The following is an 18,657-nucleotide window of genomic DNA, read 5'->3' as shown; positions in this document are numbered from 1 at the left end:
ATCCGGGCGCTCGCAGGGGTATTGTCCATGGCAGACACCACCGCATTTATCACTCTTGAGAATATCAGCAAACAATTCCCGGGCGTGCTGGCGCTGGATAACGTGAATCTGACGCTGAGAAAAGGCGAAGTTCACTGTCTGGCGGGTCAAAACGGCTGTGGTAAAAGTACCATTATTAAAGTGATCTCCGGAGTTTATCATCCGGAAAAAGGCGCGCAGATTTTACTCGATGGCAAATTGTTCCATCACCTGACGCCGCAGCTCTCTTCCCATTATGGCATTCAGGTTATTTATCAGGACCTGTCGTTGTTCCCTAACTTTAGCGTCGCGGAGAATATCGCGGTCAACCGCTATCTGCCCGGTGGCGATATCTGGGTACGTCGTGGCGCCATGAAGCAGCAGGCGCTGGCAGCCATGAAGCGCATCGGTGTGAACATCGATCCCGATAAAAAGGTTGAAAAACTCTCGATTGCCGACCGACAACTGGTCGCCATTTGCCGGGCGATTGCCGCCGATGCGCGTCTGGTGATTATGGACGAGCCCACCGCCTCACTAACCCGTCAGGAGGTTAATGGCCTGCTACGGGTCGTTAACGAACTAAAAGCTGCCGGAATTTGTGTAGTGTTTGTCAGCCACCGTCTGGATGAAGTGATGGAAGTGGCTGACCGCATCAGCGTGATGCGCGACGGCAAACTGGTGGGCACTTATCCTGCCAGCGAACTCGACAGCCACGAGCTGGCTTTCCTGATGACCGGACAACGCTTCCACTATAGCCCGCTGCCGGAAAGACCCGCTATTGAGCAAGAGCCCCTGCTGGAGCTGCGCAACCTCAGCCGCAGAGGCAAATACCAAAACATTAATCTGTCGCTGCACGGCGGCGAGATTGTCTCCATTGTGGGCCTGCTGGGGGCCGGACGCACCGAACTTTGTCTGAGTCTGTTTGGCATGACGCACCCAGAAAGCGGTGAGATTCGCATTAACGGCCAGCCGGTCACTCTTCGCAATAACCATGATGCCATCAAACATGGGATCGGCTACGTCTCAGAAGATCGCCTGACGCAAGGGCTGATCATGGAGCAGTCGATCTACGACAACACCATCGTCACGGTGTTTGATCAACTGCATACCGGCAGCGGCCTGCTCGATCACCGTAAAGCGCAAAAGCTGGTCGCCGACTTGATCCGCGAGCTGAATATCAAAGTGTCAGATCCACACCTGCCGGTTAAAACCCTTTCCGGCGGTAATGCCCAGCGTATCGCCATTGCCAAATGGGTGGCGACTAATCCCCGCATCCTGATCCTCGACTCCCCTACCGTAGGCGTAGATATCGCCAACAAAGAGGGTATTTACCAGATAGCCCGCGATTTGGCGGAACAGGGTATGGCGGTGCTGATGATTTGCGATGAAATCCCGGAAGCGTATTACAACAGCCACCGCGTGCTGGTGATGCGTCGCGGCAGGCTGGTCGCGGAATTTAATCCTCATCAGTGCCGTGAAGAGGAGATTGCTGAAGTGGTCGAGGTAATCAATGAATAAGATGCATCTCTCCCGTTTAATCGGGCAACATGAATTTTGGCTGGGCCTGCTGGTTGTGGCCCTTGCCGTTGGGCTGAGCATCAGCACCGATGAGTTCTTGTCTTTGGGGAACCTGACGGATGTGGCTACCAGCTATGCGATTCTCGGCATCCTTGCCTGCGGGCTGTTTGTGGTACTGATTTCCGGCGGGATCGACATCTCATTTCCGGCGATGACCGCGATAGCCCAGTATGCGATGGCCAGTTGGGTTATCGGCCACGGCGGCAACTTCGCGCTGGCGTTAATCATCGCGATTGCGGTGGGCCTGTTGCTTGGACTTATTAATGGCTTCCTGGTCTACTGGCTGCGCGTTCCGGCCATCATCATTACCATCGCCACGTTGAACGTTTACTACGGTCTGCTGGTGTACGCCACCAAAGGCACCTGGCTGTACGGCTTTCCGGACTGGTTTATGAACGGCATCAATTGGTTCTCGTTCACCGCGGCGGATGGCTACGACTACGGCTTGACACTGCCCCTGCTGTGCCTTGCGGCTGTGATCATCTTTACCGCCGTGCTGATGAACTATACCCGTCTTGGCCGTCAGGTTTACGCCATGGGCGGTAATCGTGATGCGGCCTCGCGTCTGGGACTGAATCTGCTGAAGCTGCATTTCTACGTGTATGGCTACATGGGCATTCTGGCAGGCGTTGCCGCAGTGGTTCAGGCGCAAATCACCCAGTCAGTTGCGCCCAATTCGCTGCTCGGCTTTGAGTTGACGGTGCTGGCGGCGGTCGTGCTCGGCGGAACCAGCATGAGCGGCGGACGCGGCACATTAACCGGAACCCTGCTCGGCGTGGTCCTGCTGGCCTTCTTACAAAATGGCCTGACGCTGCTCAGCGTCTCCTCTTACTGGCACACCGTGTTCAGCGGCGCCATTATCCTGGTCAGCATTAGCGCCACGGCCTGGAACGAAAAACGCAAACTGGCAAGGGAGCTTTGAGATGAAAACAATCGCCAGATTTTTACCCGGTGATGCCATCATTCGTCTGCAATGCGTCATTATTGTGGTCGTCGCCCTGGTCTTCTCGGCCCTGCTCGGCAGCCGTTTTTTCAGCGTCGCTAACTTCCAGTCGATTGGCTCGCAACTGCCGATCCTTGGCATGCTGGCCCTCGGGATGGGCATGACCATGCTGACCGGCGGCATAAACCTGTCGATAATTGCAGGAGCGAATGCCTGCTCGCTGGTAATGGCGGCGATTATCGTCACCCATCCGGATAACCCTCTGTTTCTGGTGCTGGCGCTGCTGGCAGGCGCTGCCGTGGCGGTCGCAATCGGTACGCTCAACGGCGCGCTGATTGCCTGGGTCGGGGTTTCGCCGATTCTCGCCACGCTCGGCACGATGACGCTTATCTCCGGGCTGAATATTCTGCTTTCCAATGGGACAGTGATTTCCGGTTTCCCGACCGCCATTCAATATCTTGGTAACGCCACGATTGCCGGTATTCCGGTAGCGCTGCTGCTCTTTTTCCTGGTGGCAATCCTGCTGTGGGTACTGCTGGAGCACACCACGCTTGGGCGCAGTCTGTATCTCGTGGGTTCCAATGAACAGGCTACCCGCTACAGCGGCGTAAATACCGTCCGGGTACAAATTTCCGTGTACGTGATTTCTGCCCTGCTCGGCTGGGTCGCCGCCATTCTGATGATGGCGAAATTCAACTCGGCAAAAGCCGGATACGGTGAGTCATACCTGCTGGTCACCATCCTTGCCTCCGTCCTCGGCGGCATCAACCCGGATGGCGGTTTCGGGCGCATTATCGGCCTGGTACTGGCGCTGATTGTGCTGCAAATGCTGGAAAGCGGCCTTAACTTGCTGGGGGTCAGCAGCTATCTGACGATGGCGCTGTGGGGCGCGGTGCTGATCCTCTTTATCGCATTACAGAATCGTAAAGCCTGATTTCAGGAGAAAAAATTATGGCAAGTTACTTTATTGGTGTGGATGTCGGAACCGGAAGCGCCCGTGCCGGCGTGTTTGATCTCAACGGCAGAATGGTCGGCCAGGCCAGTCGGGCTATCGAGATTTACCGCCCGCAGGCCGATTTTGTTGAGCAGTCTTCCGATAACATCTGGCAGACGGTGTGTAACGCGGTTCGCGATGCGATTAACCAGTCAGATATCAACCCAATCCAGGTGAAAGGTCTGGGCTTTGACGCTACCTGCTCACTGGTGGTGCTGGATAAAGAAGGTAAACCGCTGACCATCAGCCCGTCCGGGCGCAGCGAACAGAACATCATTGTGTGGATGGATCACCGCGCCATTACCCAGGCTGAACGCATTAACGCCCTGCATCATCGGGTGCTGGACTACGTTGGCGGCATTATCTCCCCGGAAATGCAAACGCCCAAGCTGCTGTGGCTGAAGCAGCATATGCCCAATACCTGGGCCAATGCGGGTTACTACTTTGACCTGCCCGATTTTCTGACCTGGCGCGCAACAGGCGATGACACACGCTCATTGTGTTCGACAGTGTGTAAATGGACCTATATGGGCCATGAAGACAAATGGGATGCCAGCTATTTCCGCCAGATTGGGCTGGAAGACCTGCTGGAACATGATGCTGCCAAAATTGGTCGCTACGTGAAAACCATGGGCGAACCTCTCGGTCACGGGCTGTCCGCGCGCGCCGCCAGCGAAATGGGACTGATTCCAGGGACCGCGGTCAGCGTCTCGATAATCGATGCCCACGCCGGCACACTCGGTACGCTCGGCGCAAGCGGAGTTTCCGGAGAGGTGGCGGATTTTGACCGTCGTGTCGCGCTAATTGGTGGCACCTCCACCGGACACATGGCGATTTCCAAAGAGCCGCGTTTTATCGGCGGCGTCTGGGGCCCTTACTACTCAGCCGTACTGCCGGAATACTGGCTCAATGAAGGCGGGCAGTCAGCAACCGGGGCGTTAATCGACCACGTTATTCAGTCGCACCCGTGTTACGAAACCCTGCTGACGCAGGCTAAGTCTCAGGGGCAAACCATTTATGAAGTGCTGAATGCGCTGCTGCGCAAAATGGCTGGTGAGCCGGAAGATATCGCCTTTTTGACCCGTGACATGCACATCCTGCCCTATTTCCACGGCAACCGCTCGCCGCGCGCTAACCCCACGCTAACGGGAGCAATCACCGGACTGAAGCTGTCCCGCACGCCGGAAGATATGGCGCTCCAGTACCTCGCAACCATCCAGGCCATTGCGCTGGGAACGCGCCATATCATTGAAACGATGAACCAAAGCGGCTACACCATCGATACAATCATGGCCAGCGGCGGCGGGACGAAAAACCCGATCTTCGTTCAGGAGCATGCCAACGCCACCGGTTGCGCCATGCTGCTGCCTGAAGAGAGCGAAGCCATGCTGCTGGGTGGCGCCATGATGGGGACTATCGCCGCAGGCGTGTTCGACACGTTCCCGGAAGCGATGTCGGCGATGAGCCGGATTGGTAAAACGGTCACCCCGCAGACCAATCGCATTAAGCAGTACTACGATCGCAAATATCGGGTATTCCACGAGATGTATCAGGATCATATGAAATACCGCCAACTGATGCAGGAGGACGCATGAGTAACTCCTGGTCTCAGGCCATCGGCGTATTTCAGCTCTATAGCGATGCCCTCGCAGGTCTGGGACAGCATCTGACTGAACCGGTCTGGCAGTCGCTAATGGCGGAGCTGCGCGGTTGCCAGGGGAAAATCGTCGTCACTGGCGTCGGTACATCCGGTATTGCGGCGCGTAAAGTTGCGCACATGCTCGCCTGCGTGGAACGTCCGGCGATTTACCTCAACGCGACGGATGCGGCGCATGGCGATCTCGGTTTTTTACGCGCCGACGACCTGGTCATTATGCTATCACGCGGGGGAAATTCGGATGAACTCACTCGGCTGCTGCCCGGACTGGCTGCGAGAAATGTGCCCATCCTGAGCGTGACTGAAAACGCCGACTCAGCCATTGCTAAAGCGTCGAGGCTGGTGATTTCCACCGGCGTCCAGCGTGAGGCCGACCCGTTGAACATGTTGGCCACCACCTCAATTTTACTGGTCCTGGCTATCTTTGACGCCGCCTGCGCCTGTCTGATGAGCGAAAGCGGTTACTCAAAAGAGACGCTATTGTCTGTACATCCTGGCGGTGATGTGGGATTAACGCTGAGCCGCGAGCAGTAACACCAGACCGCGCATTTCCACTCGTCTTCTCAACCCGTCACCCTCAGGCGGGTTTTTTTATGTCTCAATAGAAGATAAAACAGTGAAAAAGCCAGTTAACGCGCTGCGTTCCACTCCTGCTATCTGTTCCGCACGTTAAAAATTCTGTGACGCTCTCCAGCATTCCTGGTGGAAAGCATTCCATTCTCCAAATCTATGAGCAAACTTTAGCTATTCTTATCAAACATACTTACGGGAGATTCTACAGATGATGTCAACGCTTGCTCCACCATCTGTACTTTCCGCTCCCCAGCGCCGTTGCCAGGTGCTGCTGACGCTTTTCCTGCCAGGGCAAATCGCTACAGCTCAAACCTTCAGTAGCCTCAATGGCGTTGATGATGCCACTGTTGAGGAAGATATTATTGGCGCAGGACTCGAAATCCAGCGCTATCACCGACTCGCGATTACCACCGCGCTGAATGGCGGCTATACGATCGAAGGGACCCCGCTAAATCAGCGCCTGTGTCTGTTGCAGTGGCTGCGCCGCGGTCTGCGGATCTGCCCGACTTTTATCGCCCAGCATTTCACACCCGCATTAAAAATGGCGCTGAAACAACAAGGTATCGCGCGTACGCTGTATGACGACACCAATCTGCATGCGCTCATTAATCTGTGCTCCCGGCGCTTGCAGAAACCGTTTGAGTACCGTGACATCCAGTTCCTGCGCCTGTATTTACAGTATTGTCTGCTACAGCATCACGCGGGAGTCACCCCGGAATTTAATCCGCTCCAGCAACGCTGGGCGCAATCCTGCGCAGAGTATCCGCTCGCTGAGGAAATTGGCCGCCACTGGCAGCGCCACGTCATGCAGAGTGCGCCGCCGGGCGAATCGCTGTTTATGGCGTTGCTGTTCTCAATGCTCCGTATCCCCGACCCCGTGCGCGATAACCACCAGCAGGATCGTCGCCTGCGTCTTGCTATTGCACGGCTGGTGCTGCGTTTTCGCGAGTATGGCAATGTGCGCTTCAGCGATGAGCAAGGACTGAACGATCAGCTGTATATTCACCTTGCCCAGGCGCTTAACCGCAGCGTGTTTGCCATTGGCATTGATAACACGCTGCCGGAGGAGTTCAGCCGACTTTATCCCCGTCTGGTTCGTACTACCCGCGAGGCGATACATGGCTTCGAAGCGGAGTACGATGTGCAGTTTTCAGAAGAAGAGATCGGGCTGGTCGCCGTTATTTTCGGTGCCTGGCTGATGCAGGAGAAGGATTTGCACGAGAAGCAGATTATCCTGCTGACCGGCAACAATGAACAACTTGAAGCGCATATTGAGCAACAGCTGCGCGAACTGACGCTGCTGCCGCTCAACGTAAAACATATGCCGATGCAGGACTTTCAAAAACAGGGTACGCCGCGCGGAGTCACGTTGATTATTACGCCGTATACCACGCCGCTGCCGCTGTTTTCACCGCCGTTGATTCATGCGGATCTGGCACTTACGCCGCATCAGCAGCAGCAGATCCGCAAAATTCTCGAATCATAACGTTGCAGGCTGCGCCACCACCTTCGGGCGCAGAAAGATTGCCGGTAGCGCCACCAGCGCCATCACCCAGAATACACCGTTGCCCAGATTCTGGTACAGGTAGCCTGCGAATACGGTCATGATGGCGATGCTGCCGCCCATCGCCACCGCAGAATACACCGCCTGCAAACGTATCACTTCGCTGCCCTGGCGCGTCGCGATATAGCGCATTGCCGCCAGGTGGCAGACGGTAAAGGTTCCGCAATGGAGGATTTGCACCACGATCAGCCACGGTAGCTCAGTGCTCCAGCCCATCAACCCCCAACGTGCCACGCCGCAAACGGCGGAAAGCAGCAGCAAATCGCGCGCGCTAAAGCGGCGGAATAGCTTGTGACTGAGCGCAAAAATAATCACTTCCGCCACCACGCCTAATGACCACAAATAGCCCACCGCCGAAGCGGAATATCCGGCAGACTGCCAGTAGATGGCGCTGAACCCGTAATAAGCGGCATGCGCACCTTGCAACAGACTCACACAGGCCAGAAAACGCCAGCTTTGGGTTATCAACGCACGCCAGGCGGGCCATCCCGCGCTCTCCTGCTGACGGTTTTCCCCTGCTGGCTGCACGCTCGGGCGGATCATCATCCCCAATAGCATCGACGCGACGCCAAGCGACAGCAGGACCAGGATCACCCGATAGTCAAACAGGCTCACCAGCTTGCCAGTCAGCGCGGAGCCAATCACAAAGGCAACGGATCCCCACAGTCTTACCCGACCGTAGTCCATGGTTATCTGTTTTTGCCAGGTGTTGGCCAGCGCGTCGGTCAATGGCACAAGCGGCGAGAAAAACAGGTTAAAGCCGACCATCACCACCATCAGCCACGCCACGTTGGTGCCCGCCCAGAAGGCCAGCGCAAACACCAGCGTCAACAGCGCCAGAATACGTAAAGCGGAGATCAGACGAGAGGGATCGCTTACGCGCGGCGCAATCAGCAAACTGCCGAGAAAACGGGCAATCAGCCCCGCGCCCAGCAGTAAACCGATGGTTTCCGGCGTCAGCCCCAGCCCTTCGAGCCAGACGCTCCAGAAAGGCAGAAAAATACCGTAGCTAAAGAAGTAGGTGAAATAACCGAGCGCCAGCCAGCGCGTGGAATGCAAAGCCATGGGTCCTCCCGTTTTAGAAGCCCTAGTCTAATGACACAAGCCGCATTCTGAAGAGTACTACTGTTCACATTTACCAGATAATTGTGACAAACATCACTTTTAACCAACACTGTTGGCTATCCGAATCCACAATCATTTACACCTGTACAATTTTACAGCAGAAGATGTAATGGGATGAGTAAACAGGAATGCAAGGAAGGGAAAAATTAGCTAAAAAACACGCAACTAAATATCAAGGGCTTAATATCATCACGAGTATAATACTTAGCAAAAACATTCGTTATTATAATATTTCACCCTTCACTAATTTAATATTATTTAATACAATGACAGTTAATTTTCTTATTTTTAATAAATATAATCTGAAAACATCACGCCTTAACTTGCTTATGCACGAATATCGAATACCATCGCCCCGCAATTAATTTTAACCTGTATGTTTTCATAAATTTAATTGTCAATAGGTTTATCGGATAAGAGGGAATTTAATGAACAAAATTACAAAATCTATAGCAGTTAGCCTGATAGCACTTTCTGCGGGAAGCGCATGGGCGACAGATGGCACCATTGAATTTACGGGTGAAATTCTAACCAGCACCTGTGAGTTTTCTAATGGCGACGTCATCAAGGTGGAACTGGGTCACTACGCCGCCGCGCAGTTTAAAGAAATTGGCGACCGCTCCCCGGCGATTCCGGTTGATATTCCGTTAAAAAATTGCCCAACCACCACGTGGAAACACGTTGATGGTACAACGGACAACTCGTTCCAGCTGTGGCTGGAAACGCGCACAGGCAGCACCGTGACTGCGCCCGATCACGACGCTCTGGTCGCCGTTAGCGGCCTGGATACCGCCGCAACAGGCGTGGGTATCCGTATCGACAGAGCCAGCGACGGCAAGCAAATGTCACTGAATAAGCTCACCACGCCGAAAGTTAGTTTTACCCCGGACGCCAATGGCACCACTACCGTAGGGCTGCAAGCCTATTACGTCTCCACCGTTGATTCATCACTGATCACCCCTGGGGAAGCCAACGCCAACGTGGATGTCACCATAGACTACCGCTAATTCCCGTACGTCGTCTCTTTTCTTCCAGCAAGGACGGAAAGAGACGTTTTCTGACGTCTGGTTAAGGATGACTGTGATGAAAAAACACACTATTCTCGTATTATCGATGCTGCTTGGCGGCTGGGTCAGCCAGTGCCTCGCGGGTGGAATTGTGCTAGAGAGAACTCGCGTCATCTACGATGCCGGGAAAAAAGAGGCCGCCCTGCCGGTGGCTAACCGCAGCGAAAACCTGCCCTATTTATTACAGTCGTGGGTCGATAATGCGCAAGGAACGGCGCGTGGTCCTTTTATTATTACGCCACCGCTATTTCGTCTGGATTCGGGCAGCGATTCATCACTACGAATAATTAAATCATCTGAAAACATCATTAATAACAAAGAATCACTTTTCTTTATTAACGTCCGCGCGATCCCGGCAAAAAGCCAGTCTGCCGACAGCGATAATAATATGCTGACCCTGGTATTTAAAACGCGTATCAAACTGTTCTATCGGCCAGCCAATTTAACGGGTAAACCTTACGGGTGATGCTGCCAACTTACTGATTTAGTGTATGATGGTGTTTTTGAGGTGCTCCAGTGGCTTCTGTTTCTATCAGCTGTCCCTCCTGTTCAGCTACTGACGGGGTGGTGCGTAACGGCAAAAGCACCGCCGGACATCAGCGCTATCTCTGCTCTCACTGCCGTAAAACATGGCAACTGCAGTTCACTTACACCGCTTCTCAACCCGGTACGCACCAGAAAATCATTGATATGGCCATGAATGGCGTTGGATGCCGGGCAACTGCCCGCATTATGGGCGTTGGCCTCAACACGATTTTACGTCACTTAAAAAACTCAGGCCGCAGTCGGTAACCTCGCGCATACAGCCGGGCAGTGACGTCATCGTCTGCGCGGAAATGGACGAACAGTGGGGCTATGTCGGGGCTAAATCGCGCCAGCGCTGGCTGTTTTACGCGTATGACAGGCTCCGGAAGACGGTTGTTGCGCACGTATTCGGTGAACGCACTATGGCGACGCTGGGGCGTCTTATGAGCCTGCTGTCACCCTTTGACGTGGTGATATGGATGACGGATGGCTGGCCGCTGTATGAATCCCGCCTGAAGGGAAAGCTGCACGTAATCAGCAAGCGATATACGCAGCGAATTGAGCGGCATAACCTGAATCTGAGGCAGCACCTGGCACGGCTGGGACGGAAGTCGCTGTCGTTCTCAAAATCGGTGGAGCTGCATGACAAAGTCATCGGGCATTATCTGAACATAAAACACTATCAATAAGTTGGAGTCATTACCAACCTTACGATGCCTATAAATCTCTCCAATATAAATATAGCAATAATAAGTTAGACATCTATAACCCATCGGCTTATCACGTCGTCTTTGCCGGTATTGCGCTCGGGAAAACCGATCTCACCAGTAAAATCGACTATATCGCTCCCGGCGAGCATAAACAGATCGAGGTTCCCGCTTCTGCAGGGAAAACGGTGCAGTGGGCAGCCATTAACGACTACGGCGGGGCCACCAAAACGGAAACCCGAACGCTGCAATAGCCGTACCCCATGTTGACCATACGATAATAGCTCTCAAGGAATGACAAGCGAAATGGTGCAATTAACACCGCATTTATTAACCACGAAACGGCTCTCTTTCTGGATACATTGCGCGATTGTCAGCGGATGCCTGAGCGCATGCCAGGCCTGGGCCAGCGATCTCTATTTTGACCCGGCGCTGCTGGAAACGGAGAAAAGTGGCCAGCGGGCAGTGGATCTCAACGTATTTTCTCAGAATAACGCCCAGCTCCCTGGTGAATATATTGTTGATATTTATATTAATAAAAAGAAAACGGTACAACGTACGCTGCCGTTCATCGCCGGTAAAGACCACCAGCTGATTCCTCAGTTCACCCTTGGGCAGCTACGTGAGTTAGGCTTTAAGATCGACAACTATCCGCAGCTTGCTGAGCAGGACAACCGTACGATAATTGCCGATCTGGCGCAGGCCATCCCCGGCAGCGTCTCTCAGTTCGACTTCAACCACAGCCGGCTGAATCTCAGCGTGCCGCAGATTGCATTGTACCGCGACGCCCGCGGCTATATTGACCCCTCCCGCTGGGACGACGGTATGCCGGTGCTGTTTACCAACTACGCCTTTAGCGGCTCGCAGAACCAATACGAAAGCGATAACACCCAGCACCAGTATCTGAATATGCAAAACGGCGCCAATATCGGCCCCTGGCGGCTGCGCAATTATTCCACCTGGACGCACAACGATAACGACACACGCTGGGAGAGCATTAATAGCTGGTTGCAGCGGGATATCAAAAGTCTGAAATCGCAGTTGGTAATGGGCGAGAGCGCAACGGAAGGCACAGTATTCACCAGCTATCAGTTTACCGGCGTGCGGCTGTACTCCGATGAAACCATGCTGCCCAACAGCCAGCGCGGCTTTGCGCCGACCATTCGCGGTATCGCCAACTCCAGCGCTATCGTCACGGTACGGCAAAACGGCTACACCCTGTATCAAAGCAATGTCCCGGCCGGCGCTTTTGAAATCAACGACCTCTACCCCTCTTCCTTCAGCGGCGATTTAGACGTCACTATCGAAGAGGCCGACGGTAGCGTGCGGCACTTCGTCCAGCCATTCTCCGCGCTACCGCAGATGCAGAGGCCGGGATATCTCAAATACAGCGCCACCGCCGGGCGCTTTCGCGCCGCCAGCTCGCAGGACAGCAACGAACCGGAGTTCCTTGAAAGCACCGCCAGCTATGGCCTGAACAACGTGTTGACCCTGTACGGTGGCCTGAATGCCTCGCAGGACTATCGGGCGCTGGCGCTGGGTCTCGGCTCTACACTCGGCGAACTTGGAGCGGTATCGATGGATGTCAGCCGTGCGGATACCCAGCTTGATAACGATGAAAACTATCACGGCTACAGCTGGCGTACCCAGTACATCAAAGATCTACCGGAAAGCGGCACCAGCGTGTCAGTAAGCTACTATCGCTACACCAGCAGCGGTTATTTCAACTTCTCCGACGCCAACCAGAAGGACATCAGCGCCGACGACCGCCTGCGCAATGAAGCTCAGTTCACCGTCAGCCAGTCGCTGTTTTCTGGTATCAGCTTCTACGCCTCCGGCTCGCAGCAGAAGTACTGGGATCGCGGGGGGCAGGATAAAAACCTGTCCATCGGTCTGAACGGCAATCTATGGGGCGTGAGCTATAACCTCAGCGGCCAGTTCACCGATTCGCAGGACAGCGACAACGATCGCACGCTGTCGCTCAGCCTGAGCGTACCGCTGGATCGCTGGCTGTCGCATGCGCGGGCAACCTGGCGCACCACCGATCAACGCGATCGCGCCACACAGCACGAAGTGGGTATCAACGGCTCGCTGCTGGAAGACCGTCGACTGAGCTATAGCCTCAAACAGCGGCAAAGCGAAGGCGGCGGCGGTGATAGCAGCAGCCTGTACGGCAGCTATCGCTCTGCCTATGGCACCATGAATGCGGGCTACGACTACAGCAGCGATAGCCAACAGATGAGCTACGGCCTCTCCGGCGGTATTGTCGCCCATCCCCACGGCGTGACGCTGTCGCAGCCGCTGGGTAATGCCTTTGCGCTGATTGACGCCAACGGCGCGGCAGGTATCCGGGTGAAAAACTATCCGGGCATCGCCACCGACTATTTTGGCTATGCCATTATCCCCTATCTGACCGCGTATCAGGAAAACGCCATCTCTCTCGATACCACTATGATGCCGGATAATGTCGATGTGACCGAAACCGTGCGTACCGTGGTGCCTAATCGCGGTGCCGCCGTAACGGCGCACTTTATTGCCCAGACCGGCTACCGCGTGCTGTTGAAACTCACCGATGCGCGAGGGAATGCGCTGCCCTTCGGCGCAGTAGCCAGCAGCCAGACGCAGCAAAGCATCGTCGATGAAGGCGGCGTGCTGTATATCACCGGCGTGAACAATCAGCCGCAGAGGTGGTCCGTGCGCTGGGGCAATCAGCCTGATCAACAGTGCCAGTTTACCTTCAGCCTGCAGGAAGATGCCGCTCGCAGCGCCGCAATACATAATGGGAACGCACTATGTCAATAAAGAATTCGTGGATGAAAAATGGGATTGCCGCCGCGCTGCTGGTGCTATCTATCGCCCCGGTCTACGCGGCGAACGGGTCCTGCGCCGCAGCAGGTCGCTTTAACGCCGATGTCTCCAGCGACTGGACACAAGCCCAGAACGTCGCCGGAACCTCGCTGGAGCTGCCGACACCGCTCTCGGGCGGTGCCTATCAAATTGATTGTGACTGTGGCGCGGGTAGCAGAGTGGCGCTGTTCTATACGGTCACCAGCGCGCTACCCGGAATCGGTCAACTCAGCGGCTTTTACCATCTGAATGATAATCTGGATATTAAAACCGAAGTTGACGATATTCCCGGCGCCACAGCCGTCTTACCGACAAACCGTGACCCATTGAGAGAAAATGGCTCGTATGAAATAAACAACCCCAAAGGCAGCGTGTGTACCGACGATCCGGCGGAGAATCGCGCCGCGCCGGTGACGATAGGCGCACGTACCCGTTTTACGCTGTACGTCACCAAACCCTTCTTAGGTGAACTGGTGATTCCAGATACCCCAATCGCCTCCGTACGGGCAGGATGGAGCACGACGACCTCCCCTCCGTCAATGAGCAGCCTGGGAGATATCGCCGAACTGCGCATCCAGGGGAGCATTACCGTGCCTCAGGACTGTAAAATCAACCAGGGCGACGTCATTCAGGTCGATCTCGGTTATATCAACACCAGCCGTTTCACTACTCGTAATGAGATGCCGGACGGCTATACACCAGTCAATTTTGATATTGTCTACGACTGTGGCGATACATCAAGCATCAACAATAAGATGGAAATGAGGATTGATGGCGATGATCTGCTTGATCAGTACACATTAGTCGCCCGCCGCCGGGAGGCCGATAATACCCCAGACATCGGCGTGAGAATGGCTCGTATCGACGACACCCACATCAATATCCCGTTCACAAATGGGTTAATCGGTATCCATCCTTCCGGCCGGGGGGTCATCAGCCTGGAGGCATGGCCGATCAATCTCCTCGGTGGAACGCCAGCCCCAGGTAAATTTAGCGGTACAGCCACGATTACCGTTCTCGTGAAATAGCGGTTACTCTATCCTCTGGCGTTGTGCCAGTTCGATGAATTGCTGCAGGGCGGGCTTTAGCTCGCCCTTCTTCCATGCCATCAACAATGCCAGCGTTGGCGCTTCACCGACGATTGACCGAAAAACCACCTGCCCGGTATTAAAATTATTCATATAACCGGGTATCAAAGTCACCCCCAGCCCCATGCCGACCAGATTCATGGTCACCAGAATATTGGTCGCTACCTGCACAATATTGGGCTGGCTTTTCTGCTGCTGAAACCAGTTTTTGACAATCATCGCTAGCGCCCCGGAATAAGCGGGATCGGTACTGACAAAATTTACGCCGTGTAACTGTTCTGCGGAGATCGCTTGCTCATTGGTTAACGGATGATTCACCGGTAACACCACGACCAGCGGCTCATGAATCAGCTCCAGATAATCCAGCTCCGGGCTGTACACCGGGTGACGCATTAAGCCCACATCCAGTTCTCCGTTGAGGATCCTTTCTTCCTGTTCGGTGGTTATCAGGCTTACCAGCTCAATGTGCGTATCCGGTTGTTTTAAACGAAATAAGGGCAGCACTTTCGGGAGCAAATTCACCTCAGCGGAAGGGACAAAACCAATAGCGAAATGATTATCTTCCTGCCCCGTTTTACGGGCGCGAACTTTGGCATTTTCCGCCTGCTCAAGGATCGCCAGCGCATCCTGTAAAAAGCACTCCCCCGCCGCCGTCAGCGCAACTTTTCGCTTGTCCCGCACCAGTAACGGAACGCCCACGCAGGTTTCCAGATCGCGGATCTGGCTGCTTAACGACGGCTGAGAGGTATGCAGCTTTTCTGCCGCCCGGGTGAAATTCAGCGCCTGCGCCACCGCCACAAAATAGCGTAAGTGCCTCAGTTCCATGCCCTTCTCCTTGTTATCGAAAAAATGTCTCAACTGGTAGAAATTTACTATTTCACAGATTGATAACTAACCAGCAACATCCTTATGGCACAAAAATAGAAGGTCAATACATCTTATCTTTCAGGATTAAAAAATATGACCACACCCTCAAATTTAGACATCTACCAACTGATCGACACGCAAAACGGTCGTGTAACCCCACGGATTTATACTGACCCAGAAATTTACCAACTGGAGCTGGAGCGCATCTTCGGGCGCTGCTGGCTATTTCTCGCCCACGAAAGCCAAATCCCCAAAGCCGGTGATTTTTTTAACACCTACATGGGCGAGGATGCGGTCGTGGTGGTTCGCCAGAAAGACGGCAGAATCAAAGCGTTTCTCAACCAGTGCCGCCACCGGGCGATGCGCGTCAGCTACGCCGACTGCGGGAACACTCGCGCCTTTACCTGCCCGTATCACGGCTGGTCGTACGGTATCAATGGCGAGCTGATCGACGTCCCGCTGGAGCCTCGCGCTTACCCGCAAGGGCTATGCAAATCGCACTGGGGACTGAACGAAGTTCCTGGCGTAGAGAGCTATAAAGGGCTGATTTTCGGCAACTGGGACACCACCGCGCCCACGCTACGCGATTATCTCGGCGACATTGCGTGGTATCTCGACGGCGTGCTTGACCGCCGCGAAGGCGGCACAGAAATCGTCGGCGGCGTACAGAAGTGGACCATCGACTGTAACTGGAAATTCCCCGCCGAACAGTTTGCCAGCGATCAGTATCACGCATTGTTCAGCCATGCCTCCGCTGTGCAGGTGTTGGGGGCAAAAGACGACGGTAGCGATAAACGCCTCGGTGACGGACAAACCGCTCGCCCGGTGTGGGAAACCGCCAAAGATGCACTACAGTTCGGCCAGGACGGGCACGGCAGCGGCTTCTTCTTTACCGAAAAGCCGGATGCCAACGTGTGGGTCGACGGCGAAGTCTCCAGCTACTACCGCGACACCTACGCGGAAGCTGAACAGCGTCTGGGTAAGGTTCGTGCCCTGCGTCTGGCCGGTCACAACAACATTTTTCCAACGCTTTCCTGGCTCAATGGTACCGCTACGTTGCGCGTCTGGCATCCGCGCGGTCCTGATCAGGTTGAAGTGTGGGCGTTCTGTATTACCGATAAAGCCGCCTCTGATGAAGTGAAAGCCGCATTTGAAAACAGCGCTACGCGCGCTTTTGGCCCCGCCGGATTCCTTGAACAGGACGACTCGGAAAACTGGTGTGAAATTCAAAAACTTCTGAAGGGCCATCGGGCGCGTAATAGCAAACTGTGCCTGGAAATGGGGTTAGGTCAGGAGAAACGCCGTGAAGACGGCATTCCGGGGATCACCAACTACATCTTCTCAGAAACCGCCGCCCGCGGCATGTATCAGCGCTGGGCTGATTTACTCAGCAGCGAAAGCTGGCAGGAAGTGCAGGAAAAAACCGCCGCTTACCAGCAGGAGGTGATGAAATGAGTGCTTTAGTTTCCCTGGAACTGCATCACCGCATTACGCAGTTTCTCTACCATGAAGCCAGCCTGCTGGATGACTGGCAGTTTCGCGACTGGCTGGCACAGCTGGATGACGACATTCGCTATACCATGCGCACAACGGTCAATGCCCAGACGCGCGATCGTCGCAAAGGCGTGCAGCCGCCAACCACCTGGATTTTTAACGACAATAAAGATCAGCTTGAACGCCGTATTGCGCGACTGGAAACCGGAATGGCCTGGGCAGAGGAGCCGCCGTCGCGTACCCGGCACCTGATCAGCAACTGCCAGGTCAGTGAAACCGAAGTGCCGGATGTATTCGCCGTGCGTCTTAACTATCTGCTGTATCGCGCGCAAAAAGAGCGCGATGAAACCTTTTACGTCGGCATGCGCATGGACAAAGTGCGCCGTTTACCGGGCGATGAGTGGCGCTTACTGGAGCGTGAGATCGTGCTGGATCAAGCGGTGATCACCTCCCATAACTTGAGTGTATTGTTCTGATGAGTCGTATTTATGCCTGCCCCGTAGGGGATTTGCCGGAGGGTGAAGCGCTCCGGCTCGACACCTCGCCTGTCATCGCGCTGTTCAACGTTGGCGGCGAGTTTTATGCCATTAACGATCGCTGTAGCCACGGTAATGCCTCGATGTCGGAAGGTTATCTGGAAGACGATGCGACGGTGGAATGCCCGCTGCATGCCGCCAGTTTCTGCCTGAAAACCGGTAAGGCGTTGTGTTTACCTGCCACCGATCCGCTGACCACCTACGCAGTGTACGTGGAAGGTAGCGATGTGTTCGTTGATATTCCAGAGGACGCGAGATGAGCGATTTACGCGATAACGTGGTCTTTATCACCGGCGGCGGCTCCGGTCTTGGCCTGGCGCTGGTCGAGCGTTTCATTGAGGAAGGCGCGCGGGTCGCCACGCTGGAACTTTCGCCAGCCAAAGTCGCCAGCCTGCGCCAACGTTTTGGCGAACATGTGCTGGCAGTAGAAGGCAACGTCACCTGCTACGCCGACTATCAGCGCGCGGTGGATCAAATTCTGGCGCGCTACGGCACCCTGGACTGTTTGATCGGCAACGCCGGGATATGGGATCACAACGCCTCGCTGGTCAATACGCCAGCGGACGCGCTGGAGAGCGGCTTTCATGAGCTGTTTAACGTCAACGTGTTGGGCTATCTGCTGGGCGCAAAAGCCTGCGCCCCTGCACTTATCGCCAGCGAAGGCAACATCATCTTTACCCTTTCCAACGCGGCGTGGTATCCCGGCGGCGGCGGTCCGTTGTATACCGCCTCTAAACATGCCGCCACCGGGTTGATTCGCCAGTTAGCCTACGAGCTGGCGCCAAAGGTGCGCGTCAACGGCGTCGGTCCGTGCGGCATGGCGACCGATCTGCGCGGCCCACAGGCGCTGGGCCAGGGCGATACGTTGATTATGCAGTCGCTGACGCCGGAAAAAATCGCCGCCATTTTGCCGTTGCAGTTTTTTCCTGAGCCAGCGGATTTTACCGGCCCGTATGTGATGCTGGCGTCAAAGCGCAACAATCGCACATTGAGTGGCGTGATGATCAATGCCGATGCCGGTTTGGGCATTCGCGGTATTCGTCACGTTGCCGCCGGACTGGATCTCTGAGGAGG

Annotated in this window: 16 protein-coding genes and 2 pseudogenes; 16 read left to right on the top strand and 2 right to left on the bottom strand. The window is 54.9% G+C overall.

All coding sequences use genetic code 11. From position 1 onward, the window contains the following. Positions 1–27 precede the first annotated feature (27 nt). The 6 genes from HV350_RS06850 to csiE all read left to right on the top strand — a co-directional run bounded on the left by HV350_RS06850 (position 28) and on the right by csiE (position 7,249). Positions 28–1,536: a sugar ABC transporter ATP-binding protein gene (locus tag HV350_RS06850; protein ID WP_016154014.1), complete on the top strand. Its 1,509-nt coding sequence runs from the start codon at positions 28–30 to the stop codon at positions 1,534–1,536. Then, positions 1,529–2,518 carry an ABC transporter permease gene (locus tag HV350_RS06845; protein ID WP_008785467.1) on the top strand — a complete coding sequence of 330 codons (990 nt, stop codon included), beginning with the start codon at positions 1,529–1,531 and terminating at the stop codon, positions 2,516–2,518. Before HV350_RS06850 ends, HV350_RS06845 begins: the two co-directional genes overlap by 8 nt. Before the next feature lies 1 nt (position 2,519). Beyond that, complete coding sequence (locus HV350_RS06840) at positions 2,520–3,473, top strand: ABC transporter permease (RefSeq protein WP_003037658.1); 954 nt, start codon at positions 2,520–2,522, stop codon at positions 3,471–3,473. Positions 3,474–3,490: 17 nt separating this feature from the next. Then, complete coding sequence (locus tag HV350_RS06835) at positions 3,491–5,128, top strand: FGGY-family carbohydrate kinase (RefSeq protein WP_181630083.1); 1,638 nt, start codon at positions 3,491–3,493, stop codon at positions 5,126–5,128. After that, the gene (locus tag HV350_RS06830) at positions 5,125–5,724 is read left to right on the top strand and encodes an SIS domain-containing protein (RefSeq protein WP_047416447.1); all 600 of its coding nucleotides are present in this window, start codon (positions 5,125–5,127) and stop codon (positions 5,722–5,724) included. The genes HV350_RS06835 and HV350_RS06830 overlap by 4 nt, the downstream gene beginning before the upstream one ends. Before the next feature lie 247 nt (positions 5,725–5,971). After that, positions 5,972–7,249: a stationary phase inducible protein CsiE gene (csiE, locus tag HV350_RS06825; protein ID WP_047416449.1), complete on the top strand. Its 1,278-nt coding sequence runs from the start codon at positions 5,972–5,974 to the stop codon at positions 7,247–7,249. Here the strand turns inward: csiE and HV350_RS06820 are convergent. After that, positions 7,244–8,392, bottom strand: coding sequence for a 3-phenylpropionate MFS transporter (locus HV350_RS06820; RefSeq protein WP_019077391.1), 1,149 nt, complete (start codon positions 8,390–8,392; stop codon positions 7,244–7,246). The two genes, csiE and HV350_RS06820, sit on opposite strands and share 6 nt — an antisense overlap. Positions 8,393–8,880: 488 nt before the next feature. On the opposite strand from HV350_RS06820, the gene HV350_RS06815 reads away from it, so the two are divergent. From HV350_RS06815 to HV350_RS06790, 6 genes and pseudogenes are all read left to right on the top strand, one after another. Beyond that, on the top strand, positions 8,881–9,459 hold the full coding sequence (locus tag HV350_RS06815; protein ID WP_049270012.1) for a fimbrial protein: 579 nt from the start codon (positions 8,881–8,883) through the stop codon (positions 9,457–9,459). A 76-nt stretch (positions 9,460–9,535) separates the two neighbouring features. Further along, positions 9,536–9,973: pseudogene (locus HV350_RS06810) on the top strand (fimbria/pilus periplasmic chaperone); the annotation flags it as partial. A gap of 62 nt (positions 9,974–10,035) precedes the next feature. Then, positions 10,036–10,733, top strand: a protein-coding gene (locus tag HV350_RS06805) for an IS1-like element IS1A family transposase (RefSeq protein WP_103215986.1) whose coding sequence is annotated in 2 segments (ribosomal slippage) — positions 10,036–10,285 and positions 10,285–10,733 — 699 coding nt in all. Because the reading frame shifts where the segments join, the coding sequence is not laid out codon by codon here. Positions 10,734–10,756: 23 nt separating this feature from the next. Continuing rightward, positions 10,757–11,005 (top strand): annotated as a pseudogene (locus tag HV350_RS06800) (molecular chaperone); the annotation flags it as partial. A gap of 52 nt (positions 11,006–11,057) precedes the next feature. Next, complete coding sequence (locus HV350_RS06795) at positions 11,058–13,553, top strand: fimbria/pilus outer membrane usher protein (protein ID WP_181630082.1); 2,496 nt, start codon at positions 11,058–11,060, stop codon at positions 13,551–13,553. After that, on the top strand, positions 13,544–14,626 hold the full coding sequence (locus tag HV350_RS06790) for a fimbrial protein (protein ID WP_181630081.1): 1,083 nt from the start codon (positions 13,544–13,546) through the stop codon (positions 14,624–14,626). The genes HV350_RS06795 and HV350_RS06790 overlap by 10 nt, the downstream gene beginning before the upstream one ends. A gap of 3 nt (positions 14,627–14,629) precedes the next feature. Here HV350_RS06790 and hcaR read toward each other — a convergent pair whose 3' ends face one another. Continuing rightward, positions 14,630–15,511 (bottom strand): DNA-binding transcriptional regulator HcaR, encoded by an 882-nt coding sequence (gene hcaR / locus HV350_RS06785; protein WP_181630079.1) that lies wholly within the window; start codon positions 15,509–15,511, stop codon positions 14,630–14,632. Between the two features lie 135 nt (positions 15,512–15,646). On the opposite strand from hcaR, the gene hcaE reads away from it, so the two are divergent. From hcaE to hcaB, 4 genes are read left to right on the top strand one after another with little or no spacing between them, the layout of a single operon-like run. Continuing rightward, complete coding sequence (hcaE, locus tag HV350_RS06780) at positions 15,647–17,008, top strand: 3-phenylpropionate/cinnamic acid dioxygenase subunit alpha (RefSeq protein WP_181630077.1); 1,362 nt, start codon at positions 15,647–15,649, stop codon at positions 17,006–17,008. After that, positions 17,005–17,523 (top strand): 3-phenylpropionate/cinnamic acid dioxygenase subunit beta, encoded by a 519-nt coding sequence (hcaF, locus tag HV350_RS06775; RefSeq protein ID WP_016154024.1) that lies wholly within the window; start codon positions 17,005–17,007, stop codon positions 17,521–17,523. Before hcaE ends, hcaF begins: the two co-directional genes overlap by 4 nt. Further along, positions 17,523–17,843, top strand: a complete 321-nt coding sequence (gene hcaC / locus HV350_RS06770; RefSeq protein ID WP_016154025.1) for a 3-phenylpropionate/cinnamic acid dioxygenase ferredoxin subunit — start codon at positions 17,523–17,525, stop codon at positions 17,841–17,843. The genes hcaF and hcaC overlap by 1 nt, the downstream gene beginning before the upstream one ends. Next, positions 17,840–18,652, top strand: a complete 813-nt coding sequence (hcaB, locus tag HV350_RS06765; protein WP_155574439.1) for a 3-phenylpropionate-dihydrodiol/cinnamic acid-dihydrodiol dehydrogenase — start codon at positions 17,840–17,842, stop codon at positions 18,650–18,652. The genes hcaC and hcaB overlap by 4 nt, the downstream gene beginning before the upstream one ends. Positions 18,653–18,657 lie beyond the last annotated feature (5 nt).

The organism is Citrobacter sp. RHBSTW-01013 (genome assembly GCF_013781985.1).
GTDB classification, from domain to species: Bacteria; Pseudomonadota; Gammaproteobacteria; order Enterobacterales; family Enterobacteriaceae; genus Citrobacter; species Citrobacter braakii.
The sequence above is the reverse complement of the archived record's forward strand: the minus strand, read 5'-3'. Positions and strand labels throughout refer to the sequence as shown.